12 protein-coding genes are annotated in these 15,259 nt (G+C 59.7%); 6 read left to right on the top strand and 6 right to left on the bottom strand.

Annotated features, from left to right (window positions below):
• Positions 1-121: 121 nt before the first annotated feature.
• The 3 genes from ACVWY8_RS06380 to ACVWY8_RS06390 form a co-directional block, all read right to left on the bottom strand.
• Positions 122-1,888 carry an ABC transporter substrate-binding protein gene (locus ACVWY8_RS06380; RefSeq protein ID WP_457393829.1) on the bottom strand — a complete coding sequence of 589 codons (1,767 nt, stop codon included), beginning with the start codon at positions 1,886-1,888 and terminating at the stop codon, positions 122-124.
• A gap of 267 nt (positions 1,889-2,155) precedes the next feature.
• The gene (gene ispF, locus ACVWY8_RS06385) at positions 2,156-2,665 is read right to left on the bottom strand and encodes a 2-C-methyl-D-erythritol 2,4-cyclodiphosphate synthase (protein WP_457393827.1); all 510 of its coding nucleotides are present in this window, start codon (positions 2,663-2,665) and stop codon (positions 2,156-2,158) included.
• A 364-nt stretch (positions 2,666-3,029) separates the two neighbouring features.
• Positions 3,030-3,323 carry a TIGR02450 family Trp-rich protein gene (locus ACVWY8_RS06390; protein WP_457393769.1) on the bottom strand — a complete coding sequence of 98 codons (294 nt, stop codon included), beginning with the start codon at positions 3,321-3,323 and terminating at the stop codon, positions 3,030-3,032.
• A 110-nt stretch (positions 3,324-3,433) separates the two neighbouring features.
• Between ACVWY8_RS06390 and ACVWY8_RS06395 the strand changes: the two genes are divergently transcribed.
• Positions 3,434-3,868, top strand: coding sequence for a hypothetical protein (locus tag ACVWY8_RS06395; RefSeq protein WP_148202694.1), 435 nt, complete (start codon positions 3,434-3,436; stop codon positions 3,866-3,868).
• Between the two features lie 81 nt (positions 3,869-3,949).
• On the opposite strand, the gene ACVWY8_RS06400 is transcribed toward ACVWY8_RS06395, so the two are convergent.
• The gene (locus ACVWY8_RS06400; protein WP_457393767.1) at positions 3,950-5,275 is read right to left on the bottom strand and encodes a UbiH/UbiF/VisC/COQ6 family ubiquinone biosynthesis hydroxylase; all 1,326 of its coding nucleotides are present in this window, start codon (positions 5,273-5,275) and stop codon (positions 3,950-3,952) included.
• A gap of 104 nt (positions 5,276-5,379) precedes the next feature.
• Here ACVWY8_RS06400 and ACVWY8_RS06405 point away from each other — a divergent pair, with 104 nt between their 5' ends.
• The 5 genes from ACVWY8_RS06405 to recN all read left to right on the top strand — a co-directional run bounded on the left by ACVWY8_RS06405 (position 5,380) and on the right by recN (position 13,506).
• Positions 5,380-7,110, top strand: a complete 1,731-nt coding sequence (locus ACVWY8_RS06405) for a M14 family metallopeptidase (RefSeq protein ID WP_414329941.1) — start codon at positions 5,380-5,382, stop codon at positions 7,108-7,110.
• Between the two features lie 74 nt (positions 7,111-7,184).
• Positions 7,185-8,537: a TldD/PmbA family protein gene (locus tag ACVWY8_RS06410; protein WP_457393765.1), complete on the top strand. Its 1,353-nt coding sequence runs from the start codon at positions 7,185-7,187 to the stop codon at positions 8,535-8,537.
• Between the two features lie 71 nt (positions 8,538-8,608).
• Positions 8,609-10,078 (top strand): glutamate-cysteine ligase family protein, encoded by a 1,470-nt coding sequence (locus ACVWY8_RS06415; protein ID WP_457393763.1) that lies wholly within the window; start codon positions 8,609-8,611, stop codon positions 10,076-10,078.
• A gap of 498 nt (positions 10,079-10,576) precedes the next feature.
• Positions 10,577-11,611: a M14 family metallopeptidase gene (locus tag ACVWY8_RS06420; RefSeq protein ID WP_457393761.1), complete on the top strand. Its 1,035-nt coding sequence runs from the start codon at positions 10,577-10,579 to the stop codon at positions 11,609-11,611.
• A 188-nt stretch (positions 11,612-11,799) separates the two neighbouring features.
• Positions 11,800-13,506: a DNA repair protein RecN gene (recN, locus tag ACVWY8_RS06425; protein ID WP_457393759.1), complete on the top strand. Its 1,707-nt coding sequence runs from the start codon at positions 11,800-11,802 to the stop codon at positions 13,504-13,506.
• 54 nt (positions 13,507-13,560) lie between these two features.
• Here the strand turns inward: recN and ACVWY8_RS06430 are convergent, their stop codons facing one another.
• Positions 13,561-14,268: an ABC transporter ATP-binding protein gene (locus ACVWY8_RS06430; protein ID WP_414399912.1), complete on the bottom strand. Its 708-nt coding sequence runs from the start codon at positions 14,266-14,268 to the stop codon at positions 13,561-13,563.
• Entirely contained in the window at positions 14,265-15,083 is an 819-nt protein-coding gene (locus ACVWY8_RS06435; protein ID WP_414342883.1) for an ABC transporter ATP-binding protein, read from the bottom strand. The genes ACVWY8_RS06430 and ACVWY8_RS06435 overlap by 4 nt, the downstream gene beginning before the upstream one ends.
• Positions 15,084-15,259 lie beyond the last annotated feature (176 nt).

The raw sequence follows: 15,259 nt of genomic DNA on the forward strand, positions 1-15,259 counted from the left end.
ACCCAACCTACAACTAAGTTTCACCTGCCAAATGTGGCGATAGGGACACAACTCAACAGTTCAGACAGCCTCTCCCTATCTCACATCATCAGATGCATCATCAGACACGTCATCAGAAGTTCTACTCTTGAATGTAGAGCTGATCCAAATTCCACAATGGCCCCAGAATGGGTCGGGGATCCACCCCTTGAATGCGGTTGCGCAGGGCTGAGAGAACCAGGGGGTTGAAAGTGCCAATTTGGGGCAGCTGTTCCTGGATGATGATTTGAAACCGGTCGTAGAGGGCCTTGCGCTTTTCAAAGTCTAGCTCCCGCACCCCTTCGATAAAGATGCGGTCGATCTCCCGTTCCCAATCGCTGACCTCAACCCCTTCTGCCGGGTTGCCGGGCAAATCTCCCAGATTAAAGAGGTGCAAACGGCCGTCGCTGCGCCAGATGTTGGAGCCGTTGTTGGGCTCGGTGCCGCCGCCACCAAAGCCCAGCAGCAGGGTTTCCCAGTCGCGGCTATCGGTGCGCTGCACCAGGGTGTTGAAGGCGATGGGGGTAAAATCAACGGTGATGCCGATCCGCTCCAGATCAGCTTTGATCAACGCGCCGGTGGCCTCCCGCTGATTGTTGCCGGCGTTGGTGAGCAAGGTGAAACGGACACGGTTGCCCTCGGAATCCCGCAGGTGGCCCTCAGCATCGTAGGTGTATCCGGCATCGAGGAGCAGTTGCCGCGCTTTTTCAGGGTTGTAGTCGTAGGTGGGCAAGCCCTCTTCAGGGCTGAGGTAGAAAGGGCTGGCGGGGGAGAAGACCGAGTGCTGGATCTGGCCCAACCCTTGCAGGACGCTATCGACGTAAAACTGCCGGTTCATGGCGTGGGCCACCGCCTGGCGGAAGTTCAAATCGTTAAACCAGCGGCTTTTGACGGGATCCACAAAAGGCCGCCCGGTCTGGGGGTTACGGGCGCGGCTGAGGTTGAAGGCAAAGAAATAGTTGTTCAATGTCTGGCCGAGATTGTAGATGGTGAACTGATCCCGTTCTTCTTCCCGCTTCAAGAGCTGAAAATCTCTCCCCCGCACCGAAAACACGTCGGTCTCGCCGGAGCGAAACTGCAGCAGCGCGGTGTCCTCTGAGTCCACAATGCGCAGGATTACCCGTTCAATGCGCGGGATCCCTTCCCCCTTCCAGTAGTAGGGATTGGGCCGGTACACCAGCCGCTGGCCGGGGGTGTATTCCTGCAAGATATAGGGGCCGGCCCCCACCAACTCCTGCACCGGCGTGTCGATACCCCAGGTTTGCAAGAAAAGGGGGTTGCCCTGGCTGTCCACCTGCTCGACGGTGGGCTCGAGGATGTGCTTGGGCAAAATAGGGGATCCGGCCTGCAGCAGAAAGGGAGCGAAGGGCTCCGGCAAAACGAACTCAATCCGCCGCTCGTCCAGCGCCCGCACCTGAGGCAATGCTCCGGCTTCTCCAATTCGCTTCACATCCCGCGCAGAAGTCGGGATCCGCTCGTTGAAGATGATGCGGTTAAAGGTAAAGTCCACATCTGCTGCCGTCAGGGGCTCTCCATCCGACCAGCGCAGCCCCTCCCGCAAGGTAAAGACATACCGCAAGCCGTCCTCAGACACTTCCCAGCCTTCCGCCAGCTCCGGTTTGGGCAAGAGGGTATCCTCATCCAAGGTGACCAAGCCCGCCTCCAGGTAGGCGATAGCGTCGCGGCTAGAGCTTTCGGCGGCCAAATAGGTGTTGAAGGTTTTGGGATCTGAAGTCACTGTGGCGATCAAATGGGGCGGGCGGGCAGGGGCAGCACAGGCACCAAGCCAGAGCAGGAGGATCCCCAAGAGTAGAGGGACAAAAAGGCTTCTCTTGAGCTGGTCTGTTGAGGTGCTGTTTTGGCCCGCCATTTCTTTTGCCAAGTCGTTGTTCCAAGCAAGTTTGGGACGGCTCGCCCGCATCCCGCGCCCTGTGGCCCAAGCGCTCCGCGCTGCTGAGGCCCTCACCCCCAGCCCTTCTCCTAGAGGAGTAGCCCCCCTCCCGGCCCCTTTCCCAGAGAGAAAATTGGGGATCCAGGTAATGGGTGGTTTGACTGCGACTTGGGCAGATTCTGCGTTTTTGAGGGAGCGATTGCTTGCCAGTTTGGCAGCTCAGGCAGTGGGGTGACCAGGTTCTTTTCAGATTCTGATGGGAAGGTCAGAGGAAGCTTGTCCTCTCTGTTCCAGCAACAGGGCTACTGCGAAGGCAGCAATGGCCTCTCCCTGACCTATGGGGCCCAGTTTTTCGTTAGTAGTAGCCTTGACCCCCACTTGCTTGGGGGAGATCTGCATCGCCTCGGCTAGACGGGCCTGCATGGCGGGGATGTGAGGTTTGAGCTTGGGCTGCTCCGCCACCACCACACTGTCTACATTGGCAACGCACCAGCCCTCTTGGCCCACCAGCTGCACCACTTGCTGCAATAGAAGGATGCTATCGGCCCCTTTCCAGCGTTCTTCTTCCGGGGGAAAGTAAAAGCCAATATCCCGCAGGGCTGCTGCCCCCAGGAGAGCATCCATGATGGCGTGGGTGAGGACATCGGCGTCGCTATGGCCCAATAGCCCCTTTTCGTAAGGGATCCGGATCCCGCCCAGGATCAGGGGGCGCCCCTCGATGAGGCGGTGGATGTCGTAGCCCTGGCCAATGCGCACTTTTCCGGCTCCCTTGGGAAAACCATCGAGACCCTTGTCGACCATCGCCCCCTCCGAGGAGCTAGGGGGATGGGAGTCGAGTAACCGACAAGCAGCTTTTGAGAACGCCTCTTTCTATTCTGCCGGCTCCAGAGGGGAATAGCAGATGGGACAAGACGAACCACTGTAGCAGTCGAAGCAGATGAGGTGAGACTTCCCGTAGGGATTGGCGCAGCGCTTGGCCCACTGATAATCGCTGTAGCTAAGATCTTTTCCGCAAACGTCACATCTGGCCATCCCGCTTTCTTCTCCTCAAGCTTCCGAATTAAAACACCACACTAGAGAGATGATCCTAATCGATCCCTGAGCCCCAGCTTGAGAGAAACTATCCCCCAGCCCTGTCCAGAAGGGGATCCTGCCGCCCACAGGGGATCCCGTCTTCGAGAGGCGTCCAGCCCGGCTGCCAAAGATCCCGGTTCTTCAGGGTGGCCGCGTTGACCCAGAGGCGCACCTGGGGATCGCAGACGGCTCTGAGCTCGGCAAACACCAGCCCTCCTTCCCCTTGTTGGCGAGCGGTGACCTGAAAATGTCGCCAACCCAGAACAGGCTGAACGGAAGTCCATTTGGAGCCGAGGAGGTGCGGGAAAGGCTGTTTCCGACGGGGCTTGCTGCGGGCCATGGGTTGAGAACTTGTTGCCACCCTTGCCTGTGGGCGAGCAGGTCTGCTGTCGGCTTCTGAGAACGGGATGAAGTTGGATCGGGAAGATCGATATGATGGCTAGGGGTGCTATGGCATCCCAACCTACCCACTTAGCCTATCCAACAATGGTGCAAAACGGGCAAAAGCTCGGGTTCTTTTGGCGTCAGGTGTTCCTGAAAGGGATCCTCCTGCTGCTCATCCTGGGCGGTCTGGTTTTGGGAACGGGACTGCCTCTGGTCGCGGCAAGTAGTCCTACTCTCTCCGGCAAACTTACGGGGCCAGAGTGGCGACAAGCAGACCCGGAGGCCAAGCAGGACTTTTGTCGCAAAGCCTTTCAAGCGTTTCGCGCCTCTCCTTCCCAGAGCTACATCATCAGCTCCAATGTGCAGGCTTTGACCCCAGAAGGTTTGTGTCGGCGCTTGGATCAGTTTTATCAGTATGCCGTCAACGACGAGATCCCCATCAACCAGGCGGCCAATATTGCCCCATTGCTGTTCTCCGATCTACCTCTGGAGCAGCCTTGATCCCATGTGGAGCGCTTGGTCTGCTGGGGACAAAGGCGGCGGGCGAGGATCTGGGCCCAGCTCTCAACAGTTTGGCCGGATCTAGACAGGCGTAGCCAGAGGTTCCGGGGGTGTAGGGAAAGGGAGCTGTTGGAGTTGGGGTTGTTGAGGGCGGATCCCCATCGCTTGGCGCATCAAAGCAGGCTTGAGCAGCGGCAAAACCTCCAGTCCCCACAGGCCCAGGCGACGCAAGACCAGCAACGGCCAGCTTCGGTTGGAAAAGAGGCGATTGGCAGCATCGGTTGCAAAAAGAACCAGCGCGTTTTCTGGGCGGCGACAGCGCTCGTAGGCTTGTAGCAAAGCCGGATCGCCGGGATCCCGGCCCGCCATTTTGGCTTCGATCAACAGGGCAGCCAAGGCCGCCACATCCCGCATGCCCAGATTCGCTCCCTGCCCCCCCAGCGGATGGGTGGTATGGGCAGCATCCCCCACCAAAGCCAGCCGGGATCCGATATAGGTTTGGGCATGGGCCCGCTGCGGCTGATAACAAGCTCTGGGAGAGGCGGCCAGCAAGGCTCCCAACTGGGATCCAAACCAAGGCCGGATGGCCTGCAGAAACTCAGCCTCAGATAAGCCCATCAGCCGATCTCGATCCGCTTGGCGAACTGTCCAGACGACGCAACTGCGATGGGGATCGGGGGTGGGCAAAATGGCGAAGGGACCGCTGACCTGAAAGCGCTCGTAGGCCACCTGCTGGTGAGGATGCTCATGGGTGAGGGTGGAAACGATGCACACCTGCCCATAGCCCCAGCGGGATAACGGGATCCCAGCCTGTTCCCGCAGCCGCGAACGGGCCCCATCTGCAACCACCAGCAGAGCAGCCCGCAGGGTTTGCCGGGATCCCTCCTGAGCCAGCAGCTCTACCCGCAGGTGATCTGCTGCAGGGGAGAAACTTTGCACCTGGGCGGGGCTGAAAAGGGTTACCGAAGGGCACTCGCGAATGCGCTGCAACAGGGCCTTTTGGGTGATTTGATTTTCCACGACGTAGCCCAGGGCCGGCGCTTGGAGCATCTCACGGCGCAGCTGAGCCACCCAGGGGCCTTCCCCATCAGAGACCTGAATGCGGTGGATGGGAGAGACTCCCCAGGCCTCCATAAGGGGCCATACCCCAATCCGCTGCAGAATACGAGCTGTCCCCAGAGCCAAAGCGCTGGCTCGGCCATCGGGCCCCACCCCCTGCGAGAGATCCCGCCCCTCGATCAGCCCGACGCGGATCCCGGCCTGGCCCAAAGCGGCTGCTAAGGTGGATCCCACCATCCCAGCTCCGGCAATCACCACTTCAAAATCCAGTCGCCTCGGCGGGACGGTGTCCTCGGCTGTTGTCGGGGCAACGGCGAGCGGGGCAGTGGAAGTGGGCAAAGGGCTCATGGACACTCACGGCAAGTGGGCTCAACCTCCATTCTAAGGTTCCTGCACCTGGCAGGCCGCCGAGGATCAAGCAGTAAATTGGGTCAAAGTGCTACGAGGGATCCATGTCGGTTGCACCGTTTGATTTCAGCCACTTTTTTACCCATGCTGAGATTCTGGAATTTCTGCGGCAGATGGCGGTGGCCTACCCAGACTTGATCACGTGGGAGGTGATTGGGCGGAGCTACGAAGGGCGCGACATTGTTTTGGCTACTCTAACCCAGCGTCGCACCGGGCCAGCCCTGGAAAAACCCGCCTACTGGATCGATGCCAACACCCATGCCGGAGAAGTCACGGGATCCGCCGTTGCCCTTTACGACATCCACTACCTGCTCACCCACTACGGCCAAGAGGAGCGGGTGACGCGCCTGCTGGATGGCTACACCGTTTACGTGCTGCCCCGCATTGCCGTCGATGGGGCCGAGAAATATCTAACCACCCCCTACCGTTTGCGTTCGGGCCCTCGCCCCTATCCAGAGCCGGAACCCCAGCCGGGCCTCTACCCCGAGGACGTGAACGGGGACGGCAAGATCCTCCAGATGCGCAAAGAGGATCCCTGTGGAGCATGGAAAGTGTCGTCGTTGGATCCCAGGATCTTGGTGCGACGGGATCCGGAGGAATTCGGCGGCACCTACTACCACTTGATGACCGAAGGGCTGATTCGGGAGTTCGATGGCTACGATGTGCCGGTGGCCCCACCCCTTGAAGGGCTGGACTTCAACCGCAACTATCCCCACGAATGGGTACCAGAAAATGAGCAGGTGGGAGCGGGAGACTTTCCCTATTCTGAGCCGGAAACGCGAGCCATTGGGGAGTTTTTGCGCAGCCACCGCAATATCAACGGCTTTGTTACTTATCACACTTCTTCAGCGGTTCACATTCGCCCCTACGCCACCCACCCAGATGAGTACTATCCCCCAGAAGATCTGGACATCTACAAGTTAATTGGGGAGAGGGCCACCGAGATCACCGGCTACCCGACCATCTCTGGCTATCACCAGTTTCGCTATCACCCCAAGAAGGTTAGCCACGGCAATTTCAACAGCTACGCCTATGACACCTTCGGCTGGTATGGGTTCACCACGGAGCTTTGGGATCTGCCCACGGAAGCCGGCGTGGTGAAAAAGGACTTTATCCAGTGGTTCCGCTGGCACCCCGAAGCTGACGATTTGAAGATGTTGAAGTGGAATGATCGGGTCTTGGGAGGGCGTGGCTTCATCGACTGGCAGCCCTTTGAGCACCCCCAGTTGGGCAGGGTGGAAATTGGCGGTTGGGACTACAAGGCCGTTTGGCAAAATGCGCCCCCAGAGATGTTGCCGGAACTGTGCGAGAAGCACTGCCGTTTTGCCATTGCCCATGCCCTGATGTCGCCGCGGCTGGCCTTGGCCCGCAGCGAAGTTCGCCGGCTTGGGTGGGCACGTGAGGGATCCCAGTCTTTGTTCCGGGTGGTGGTGCAATACGAAAATCAAGGGTTCTTGCCTACCTACACCAGCCAAAAAGCCCTAGAACGCAGGGCGGTGCGGCCCATTCAAGTCCGTCTGGAGTTGCCTGAGGGATCCACTGTCATCGTGGGATCCCAGAAGCAGGAGATCGGGCATTTGGAGGGCCGTTCCAACAAAGCCTACGGAGAAATCCTGTCCTCAGGCAGCGGCGTGGATTACCGCCGCAAGGTGGAGTGGGTGGTTCAAGCCCCTGTGGGCAGCTCTCTGCTGATTGTTGCCCAGGCGGAGCGGGCTGGAACGGTGCGCACCAGGGTCACGTTGTCGGACGAAGGGGTGGGTGCTGGGACTCCATAGACGGCAGGGGGTCAGGGAAAAGTAGCTCTGAGCCATGGCCGATAATAGGACTGTCCTCTTGCCATCTCACTTTTATGCCCAGCTCCATCATTTCCCCGGAAAACCTGCTGGATCTTTGTGAACAGGGTGTACACAAGGCATTGGCTGCTGGAGCCGACCAGGCAGAAGTGTTTGCCAACTCAGGCCGGGAAACGGAAGTCACGTTTGAAAAAAACGACCTGAACCTGGCCCGCAGCAGCAGCGAGACCCTGTTCGGCGTTCGGGTTTTCTGTGGCGGCAGGCTGGGCTTTGCCACCTCCAACCGCCCGGAAGAGTTAGCTGAGACGGCGGCTGAGGCTGTGACCATGGCCAAGGCTTCGCCGGCGGATCCCCTCAACGGGCTGCCGGAGCCCCAACCTTTGCCCCAGGTGCCCTTTGCCCTCGACCCAGGCCTGCTGGAACTGGATGCCGCCGAGCTGACCCAGTTGGGATCCCAATTGCTGGAGTGGGTGCGCTCCAAAGACCCTCGCATCACCATCGACAGCGGCTCCCTCAGCGTGGAGGAAGAGACCCTGGCCATCGCCTCTTCCACCGGCATCCGCGCCAACCATCACAGCGTGGAAGCGGGGGGATCCCTGTTTGGCATGGCCATCGACGGGGACGAGGTGGGCAGCTTTGCCTACGACGGCGACAGTGTGCAGAAGCGGGCCGATCTGGTGCCGGCGCTGGAGCGGGCTTTTGATCGCTTTGTCCAGAAATGCGTGGGCGCGCTGGGGGCTGGCGAGGGGGAGAGCTTCCGCGGCCCCATTGTCCTGCCGCCAGATGTGGTGGAGGAGTTTCTAGGGGATCTCCTCTTTGTGCTGGGGGCGGATGCGGTGCGCAAAGGCAAAAGCCCCTTGGCGCAAAAAATGGGATCCCGGATCGCCAGCCCGTTGCTCACCGTGGTTTCTGAAGGCCTGGGCCTGCCCGGCTACCCCATTGAGCCCTTCGACCGCGAAGGGATCCCTCGCCAAATCACCCCCTTGGTTCACGAAGGGATCCTCTGCAACTTCATGTACAACAGCTACGAAGCTCGCGCTGCTGGCGTTCCCTCCAACGGCCATGCCACAGGGGGAGCAGGCAGCCTGCCGGGAGTAGGGCCGGCTTGCCTGAGGGTGGCGCCGGGGACAACCCCCCTGTCTGAGCTGTATGCCATGGAGCGGGGCATTATTGTCACCCGTCTTTCCGGCAGCAGCAACCCCATTACCGGTGACTTTTCCGGGGTGGTGAAAGGGGGCTTCTTGGTCAAAGGCGGCGAGAAACGCCCCATCCTGGAGACCACCATTGCCGGCAATCTCTACGATTGTTTGCGCAATATCTCCGCCATTTCCCAGGAAGTAACGGTTTTCAACGGCACGGCTGCCTTTCCCGCCCTGCGCATTGAAGATGTATCCATCACTGCGGGCTAAGTAAAGCTAGGGGTGTCGAGATCCCGGCAACAGCGATTAACCTCATTCCCAAAAGCTGCGGAGTTGTTCCCATGGGCCAGGAGATCACCTGCCTCCGTTTTGGTACTGCAGACTTTGCTCAGTTTGCAGCTCGGCTCCAGCAAGAGACGAAGTTGCTCGAGCGCTGGTTGGCCGGTGCGCCGGGGCTGGATCCGGCTTGTCAGCCCTTTGCCCAGGGATCCCCGGTGGGCGGGTTTGAGCTGGAGGCGTGGCTGGTGACCCCTCAGGGGGATCCGGCCCCGATCAACTCAGCCTACCTGGAAGCGGTGAATGATCCGCTGGTGGTGCCGGAACTGGCCCAGTTTAACGTGGAGATCAACAGCCGGCCCCAAGTTTTGACCGGCTTGGCTCTGCGGCAGTTTCAGCAAGAGCTGGGCCAAACGTGGGATCGCTGTTGCCGGGTGGCCGAACACTTGCAGGTGGGGCTGATGATGATCGGCATTTTGCCTACGGTGCAGCAACGGCAATTGACCTTGGAGATGATCTCCCCCCGCAAGCGTTACCTGGCCCTCAATGAGCAAATCCTGAACTTGCACCGGCGCGAGCAATCCCCAGGGATCCCTTCCCTGGGGCTAGATATCGAAGGACCGGCTGGGCGGTTGCGGGTTACCCACCCGGACATCATGCTGGAGGCGGCGACCACCTCCTTTCAAATCCATCTGCAGGTGGCCCCCCACCAGGCAGCCCGCTACTTCAACGCTTCTCTCATCGCCTCGGCCCCTTTGGTGGCGCTGGCGGCCAATTCCCCCTACCTGTTCGGGCACGATCTGTGGGCAGAAACCCGCATCCCTTTGTTTGAGCAAGCTTTGGATGGGCCACCCCCGCCCTCCCCCACCCACTGCCCCCGCGTCACCTTCGGGCAAGGCTATGTCCAGGGATCCCTAATGGAGCTGTTTTGGGAAAATGTGCATCGCTACCCGGTGGTATTGCCACAAAGGTTAGCCACTTCCCCATCAGAGCTGGCCCATCTGCGCCTCCACAACGGCACCATCTGGCGCTGGAACCGCCCCCTCATCGGCTTGGATCCGGTTCCCCATCTGCGCATCGAACAGCGGGTGGCGGCGGCAGGCCCAACCCTAACCGATATGATCGCCAATGCGGCCTTCTACTTTGGTCTGGTGCAAGCCTTGGGATCCCAGCCCGTCCCCCCCGAGCAGGAGCTGAGCTTTGCCCAGTGCCGCGCCAATTTCTACACGGCGGCCCGCTGGGGTCTGGAGGCCCCCATCACTTGGCTCAAGGGTTGGCAGGGATCCCTGCGCCAATTGCTGCTGGAAGAGCTGATCCCCCAAGCAGAGGCGGGTTTGGTTCAACTGGATCTGGCCCCCTCCGATATTCAGGAGTACCTGGGCATTCTCCGCGCCCGGGTGGAGTCGGGGCAGAATGGGGCCACCTGGCAGCGCCGCTATGTGGCTCGGCATGGTAAAGATATGCAACAATTAACCTGTGCCTACTGGGAACGGCAGCGGCAAGGCCAACCGGTACACACCTGGGATCTCAACTAGGGCTGATACATTTACGCTGAACACTGCTGAACATCACTGTTCAACTATGCAGCGATAGCATTCTGTTTGTTTCCAAACAGAATGGCGGTATCCCGCAAAGCTTTGAGTAGAATACCCAAAGCGCAGTTTCCGTGTCGTCTTACTACCAATTTTCTGCTTTGCTTTGGCTACCATGTTGGCAGACTCGAAAGTAAACAGAAAGATCAACTGGTAGTAATCCGTACTGAACATATTATACATTATTTTCATTATTGACTAGAGTCATGCTCTCCCCACAGCCAGTTGCACCAGCGGTGGGCCACCGCGGCGGCAGGGCGGATCCCTGGCCCGCATCTCGAGTGGGCAAACTCTCTCTCAGATGGCCTTGTTGCGACCCGAGCTACCGCAGCGAAACGGTTCATTCGCGACCAAGGACTTCGTTGGACTTCTGCTCCCTCCTACCCCAGGGAGAGAGGCCAGAAGCCAGAAGTTTGAGTCGAGCCTCTTAGCCCAAACAGTATGCTCACCGTTCTCGATCATCTACCGGATCAACTGCTGGATCTAGAGGCCCATCAGCTTTACGACCGATTGGGTGGGCCAACCCTCATCCATCTGCCGGGACGACGGGATCCGGCCCTGTTTGTCTCCGTGCTGCTGCACGGCAACGAAACCACCGGTTGGCAGGCGGTGCGGCAGCTCCTCCGCCGCTACAGTCCTCTGCACCGCTGCCGCGAACGGGAATTGCCCCGCTCCCTTTCCCTCTTCATCGGCAATGTTCAGGCAGCCCGTCAAGGACAACGGCGGCTGGATGGCCAACCGGACTACAACCGCATTTGGGGCCCCGGCTCCACCCCCGAGCACGCCATGGCCCAGGCCGTCCTGCAGCAAATGCAGCGGCGGGGCGTTTTTGCCAGCGTCGATATCCACAACAACACGGGCACCAACCCCCACTACGCTTGTGTCAATCACCTGGATGCCCCTACCCTGCACCTGGCCACCCTGTTTGGGCGCACCGTTCTCTATTTCACCAAGCCAGAAGGGGTACAGAGCATGGCCTTCGGGCGCTTCTGCCCGGCGGTGACCCTGGAATGCGGCAAGCCGGATCAGCCCTATGGCACCCAGCATGCCTACGAATTCTTGGAAGCCTGCCTTCACCTGTCGGCGATCCCGCAGCGCCCTGTCTTCCGCCAAGATATCGACCTGTTCCACAGCGTCGCCATTGTCAAAATCCCGGATCAGGTGAGCTTCAGCTTTGGGGAAGAGGATGGCAACCAAGAGGGATCCCCCTCTCACATCCGCTTCCCGCCGGATTTGGATCTCCTCAATTTTCGGGAGCTTCCCCCCCACACCCCTATTGGCTGGACGAACAACGGCTTCCACCTGGAGGTGCAAGATGAGCAGGGCCAAAATGTGGCGGATCGCTTTTTCTATGCCTGCAATGGAGAAATTCGCACCAGCGTGCCCATCATGCCGGGCATGCTCACCCTCAACAGCCGCATCATCCGCCAAGACTGCCTCTGCTACCTGATGGAGCGCTACCCCCTGGTGGGCTGAGCCGGGCTGCCAATTTCCGATCCCCAAACCAGAACAGGTGGTGCTCCCCACCCCTGCAATAACAGACTCCCCGCTGGCCGCTGTACCCGTCCGCCGAGGGATGGTGAGTACGCTAACGTGGGACAGAGCGACCCCTGCAAGCCCTATCCTGAAAACTGCCAACGGCACGCTGAGCCCACGGGATCCCTATGTTGCGCCTGCTGCGGATCGAGAACTTTGCCCTGATCGAGCAATTGGAGATCCCTTTTCGAGCGGGGCTGAACGTGCTCACCGGAGAAACCGGGGCCGGCAAATCCATCATCCTCGATGCGCTGGATGCAGCTCTAGGAGGTACAGCTCGGGCTCTGCGAACTGGCAGCGAACGAGGTCTGGTGGAAGCGATCTTCAGTCCTAATCCTGAACTGCAAGCCTGGCTAGAACAAGAGCACATCGACCCCCTAGAGGAGGGCCTGGTTTGTAGTCGCGAGCTGGTGTTGCGCAACGGCAAGCTCACCAGCCGCCTGCGGGTGAATGGGGTGCTGGTGAACAAAGCCCAGATGCTCAACCTGCGGGCCAAATTGGTAGAGATCACTGCCCAGGGGCAAACCGTTCAAATCCAATCTCCCCAAACCCAGCGCCGTTGGCTGGATGACTTTGGCGGCGAAGAGTTGTTGCGAACACGGGCAGAGGTGGCTGCCCTTTACCAAACCTGGAACCATCTGAAAACAGAGGTGGAATCCCGCCGGCAAAGCCAACAACTGCGCCTGCAACGGCTAGACCTGCTGGAGTTTCAAGCGCAAGAGCTGGCCGCCCTGCGCCTGGAGGATCCCGACGAAATGGCCAAGCTGGAGCGGGAACGGGAGCGCCTGGCCCACCGCGTGGAACTGCAACAGCAAAGCTACGCAGCTCACCAATTGCTCTATCAAAACGACAGCGGCTCACCGGCCATCGCCGATCTGTTGGGCCAGGTAGAACGGTTGCTCCAGACCATGACCCAGCGGGATCCCGACCTAGCCCCTCTGGCGGAAATGGTCAGCAGCGCTCTCATTCAGGTGGAGGAGGTGGGGCGGGAGCTGGTTCGCTACGGCGAGACGCTGGAGGCGGATCCCGGTCGGTTGAACAAAATTGAACGGCGCTTGGCGCAACTCAGACAAGCCTGCCGCAAATACGGCCCGACCTTGGCCGAGGTGATGGCCCATGCGGAGCGGGTGCAGACGGAGTTGGCCCAACTGCGAGGAGACAACACCGACCTAGAGGAATTGCAGGTGCGGCTGGACAAAGCTGCCCAAGACCTGGAGCGCCATTGCCAGGTGCTCTCTCAACTGCGGCAACAAGCGGCCCGTCAACTGGAAAAGGCCCTCATAGAAGAGCTCAGCCCGCTGGGGATGAGCGCAGTGCAATTCCAGGTGCAGATCCAACCCGGCCCCCCGACAGCAGAGGGGGTGGATCAGGTGAGCTTTTGGATCAGCCCCAACCCGGGTGAGCCTCTTCAACCTTTGGCCAGCATTGCCTCGGGCGGCGAGATGAGCCGTTTTCTGCTGGCCTTGAAAGCCGTATTCAGCCGCATCGATCCGGTGGCCACCATGGTTTTCGACGAGATCGATACCGGCGTGTCCGGCAAAGTGGCACAAGCCATCGCCACCAAGCTGCACAGCATCGCCCGAGATCACCAGATCCTCTGCGTCACCCACCAACCCCTGATCGCTGCCCTGGCGGATCACCACCTGCGGGTTCACAAGGTGGTGCACCAAAAGCGAACTTCTGTGCGGGTGGAGCTTTTGGGAGAACGAGAACGCCGCGAAGAACTGGCCCAACTCACTGCCGGCCACTCCGCCCAAGAAGCGATGACGTTTGTGGAGGCTCTCCTCAACCAAGCAGCTCAACTGCGCAAGCAGCAAATGGCCAGCCCCGCTTGACCCTCCTCTCCTTTTGTTTTGATTGTTTTGAGTGAGGGGAGGGGGGTGAGGGCCTCACCCGCCCAAGAACAGCTCCAGCACCTCAGGATTGTTCAACAAGTTGGGGCCAGTATCCTCAAAGCGGTTTTCTCCCGTGGACAAGACATAGCCCCAGTCCGCCATCTTCAGGGCCTGCTTGGCATTTTGCTCCACCATGAGGATGCTGATGCCAAGACGGTTGATCTCTCGCAGGAGGGCGAAGGTCTGTTCTATATACAGCGGCGACAGGCCAGCGGTCGGCTCATCCAGCAACAGCAACTGCGGCTCCACCATCAACGCTCGCCCCATGGCCAGCATCTGCCGTTGTCCACCCGATAGGGATCCCGCCGCTTGGCGTCGTTTCTCTTTCAGGGGTGGAAACAGCTCATAAACCCGCTCCAGTTGGGCGGCAGGGTTGTCGCGTCGGATGAAGGCCCCCATCTCCAGGTTCTCTTGCACGGTGAGGGAAGGGAAGACATTGTTGGTCTGGGGCACAAAGCCGATTCCCCGTCGCACCAGTTGCTCAGCGGGCAGGTGGGTGATGTCGGATCCCTGAAACAGCACTCGGCCTGAGCGGATGGTGGCCAAGCCAAATAAGGATTTCAGCACTGTCGATTTGCCGGCTCCATTGGGGCCGATGATCACCACAATTTGCCCGGGGTTCACCTTCAGGTGGATCCCTTTGAGGATGTCCACTCCCCGGTAGCCGCTGTAGAGATCTTGGATGTCCAGCAAAGGGGTCATGAGAGGGATCCCTCCGAAGGCAGAGGGGAGGGTTGGGGTGGGTTTAGGGAGTCGGCCAGTGCCACAGATCCCAAATAGGCCTCCCGCACGGCTGGGTTTTGTTTGATCTCCTCCATGGATCCCTGGGTGAGAACCTTGCCGGCAGCCATGACCACCACATGGTCGCAGAGACGGGTCACCAGATCCAGATCGTGCTCGATGATGCAGAAGGTGCAGCCGCGCTCGCGGTTGAGATACTCGATAAAACGCATCAAATCCGCCAGCAGAGTGCGGTTGACGCCGGCCCCCGGCTCGTCCAGCAGGATCACCCGTGCATCGGTCATCAAGGTACGTCCCAGTTCCAAGAGTTTTTTTTGCCCCCCGGAAAGGGTGACGGCCAGTTGATCCCGCAGATGGATCAGGTTCAGCCGTTCCAGAACCTCTTCCGCCCGAGCTTGCAGGTTGCGTTCTTGTCGTTGCACCTGCCGCCAACTGAACCAAGTGGCGAATAGGTTTTCCCCTATCTGGTTGGGGGGAACCACCATCAAGTTCTCCAAGACGGTCATGCGGCCAAACTCCCGCGGGATCTGAAAGGTGCGCACCAGCCCTCGACGGAACAGATGGTGAGGGGGCAGGCCGGTGATGTCTTCCCCATCTAGCCAGATGCGCCCGCTGCTGGGCCGAATAAACCCGGCAATGATGTTAAAGAGCGTGGTCTTCCCTGCCCCATTCGGGCCGATCAAGCCCGTAATCCGACCGGTTTCGATGCGGAAGGAACAGTGATCCACCGCGCTAATGCCGCCAAACCGCTTGGAGATGTCGTCGATAACAATCACGCCGCTGCCTTGGGAAAACCCCGCCGACCGATGAGTTCAGTATTTCTCAAAATATAATGAGCCCAATGGCCGAGTTTGCCCATTATCCTTCCTGGATTCCTACAGGGGCAACTGCCTTTGGAGGCCGCAGCCAGCCCTACAGCAGCCAAGGAACGGGCGAGATCCTGAGTCTGGCC

The sequence above is a fragment of the Thermostichus sp. OS-CIW-32 genome (assembly GCF_054060415.1).

Excerpts from the sequence above, each read along its gene's own strand:
- ACVWY8_RS06415 (WP_457393763.1), top strand. The coding sequence starts at position 8,609 with ATGGGCCAGGAGATCACCTGCCTCCGTTTTGGTACTGCAGACTTTGCT.
- recN (WP_457393759.1), top strand. The coding sequence starts at position 11,800 with ATGTTGCGCCTGCTGCGGATCGAGAACTTTGCCCTGATCGAGCAATTG.
- ACVWY8_RS06405 (WP_414329941.1), top strand. The coding sequence starts at position 5,380 with ATGTCGGTTGCACCGTTTGATTTCAGCCACTTTTTTACCCATGCTGAG.
- ACVWY8_RS06420 (WP_457393761.1), top strand. The coding sequence starts at position 10,577 with ATGCTCACCGTTCTCGATCATCTACCGGATCAACTGCTGGATCTAGAG.
- ACVWY8_RS06390 (WP_457393769.1), bottom strand. The coding sequence starts at position 3,323 with ATGGCCCGCAGCAAGCCCCGTCGGAAACAGCCTTTCCCGCACCTCCTC.
- ACVWY8_RS06380 (WP_457393829.1), bottom strand. The coding sequence starts at position 1,888 with ATGGCGGGCCAAAACAGCACCTCAACAGACCAGCTCAAGAGAAGCCTT.
- ACVWY8_RS06395 (WP_148202694.1), top strand. The coding sequence starts at position 3,434 with ATGGCATCCCAACCTACCCACTTAGCCTATCCAACAATGGTGCAAAAC.
- ACVWY8_RS06410 (WP_457393765.1), top strand. The coding sequence starts at position 7,185 with ATGCCCAGCTCCATCATTTCCCCGGAAAACCTGCTGGATCTTTGTGAA.
- ACVWY8_RS06400 (WP_457393767.1), bottom strand. The coding sequence starts at position 5,275 with ATGAGCCCTTTGCCCACTTCCACTGCCCCGCTCGCCGTTGCCCCGACA.
- ACVWY8_RS06430 (WP_414399912.1), bottom strand. The coding sequence starts at position 14,268 with ATGACCCCTTTGCTGGACATCCAAGATCTCTACAGCGGCTACCGGGGA.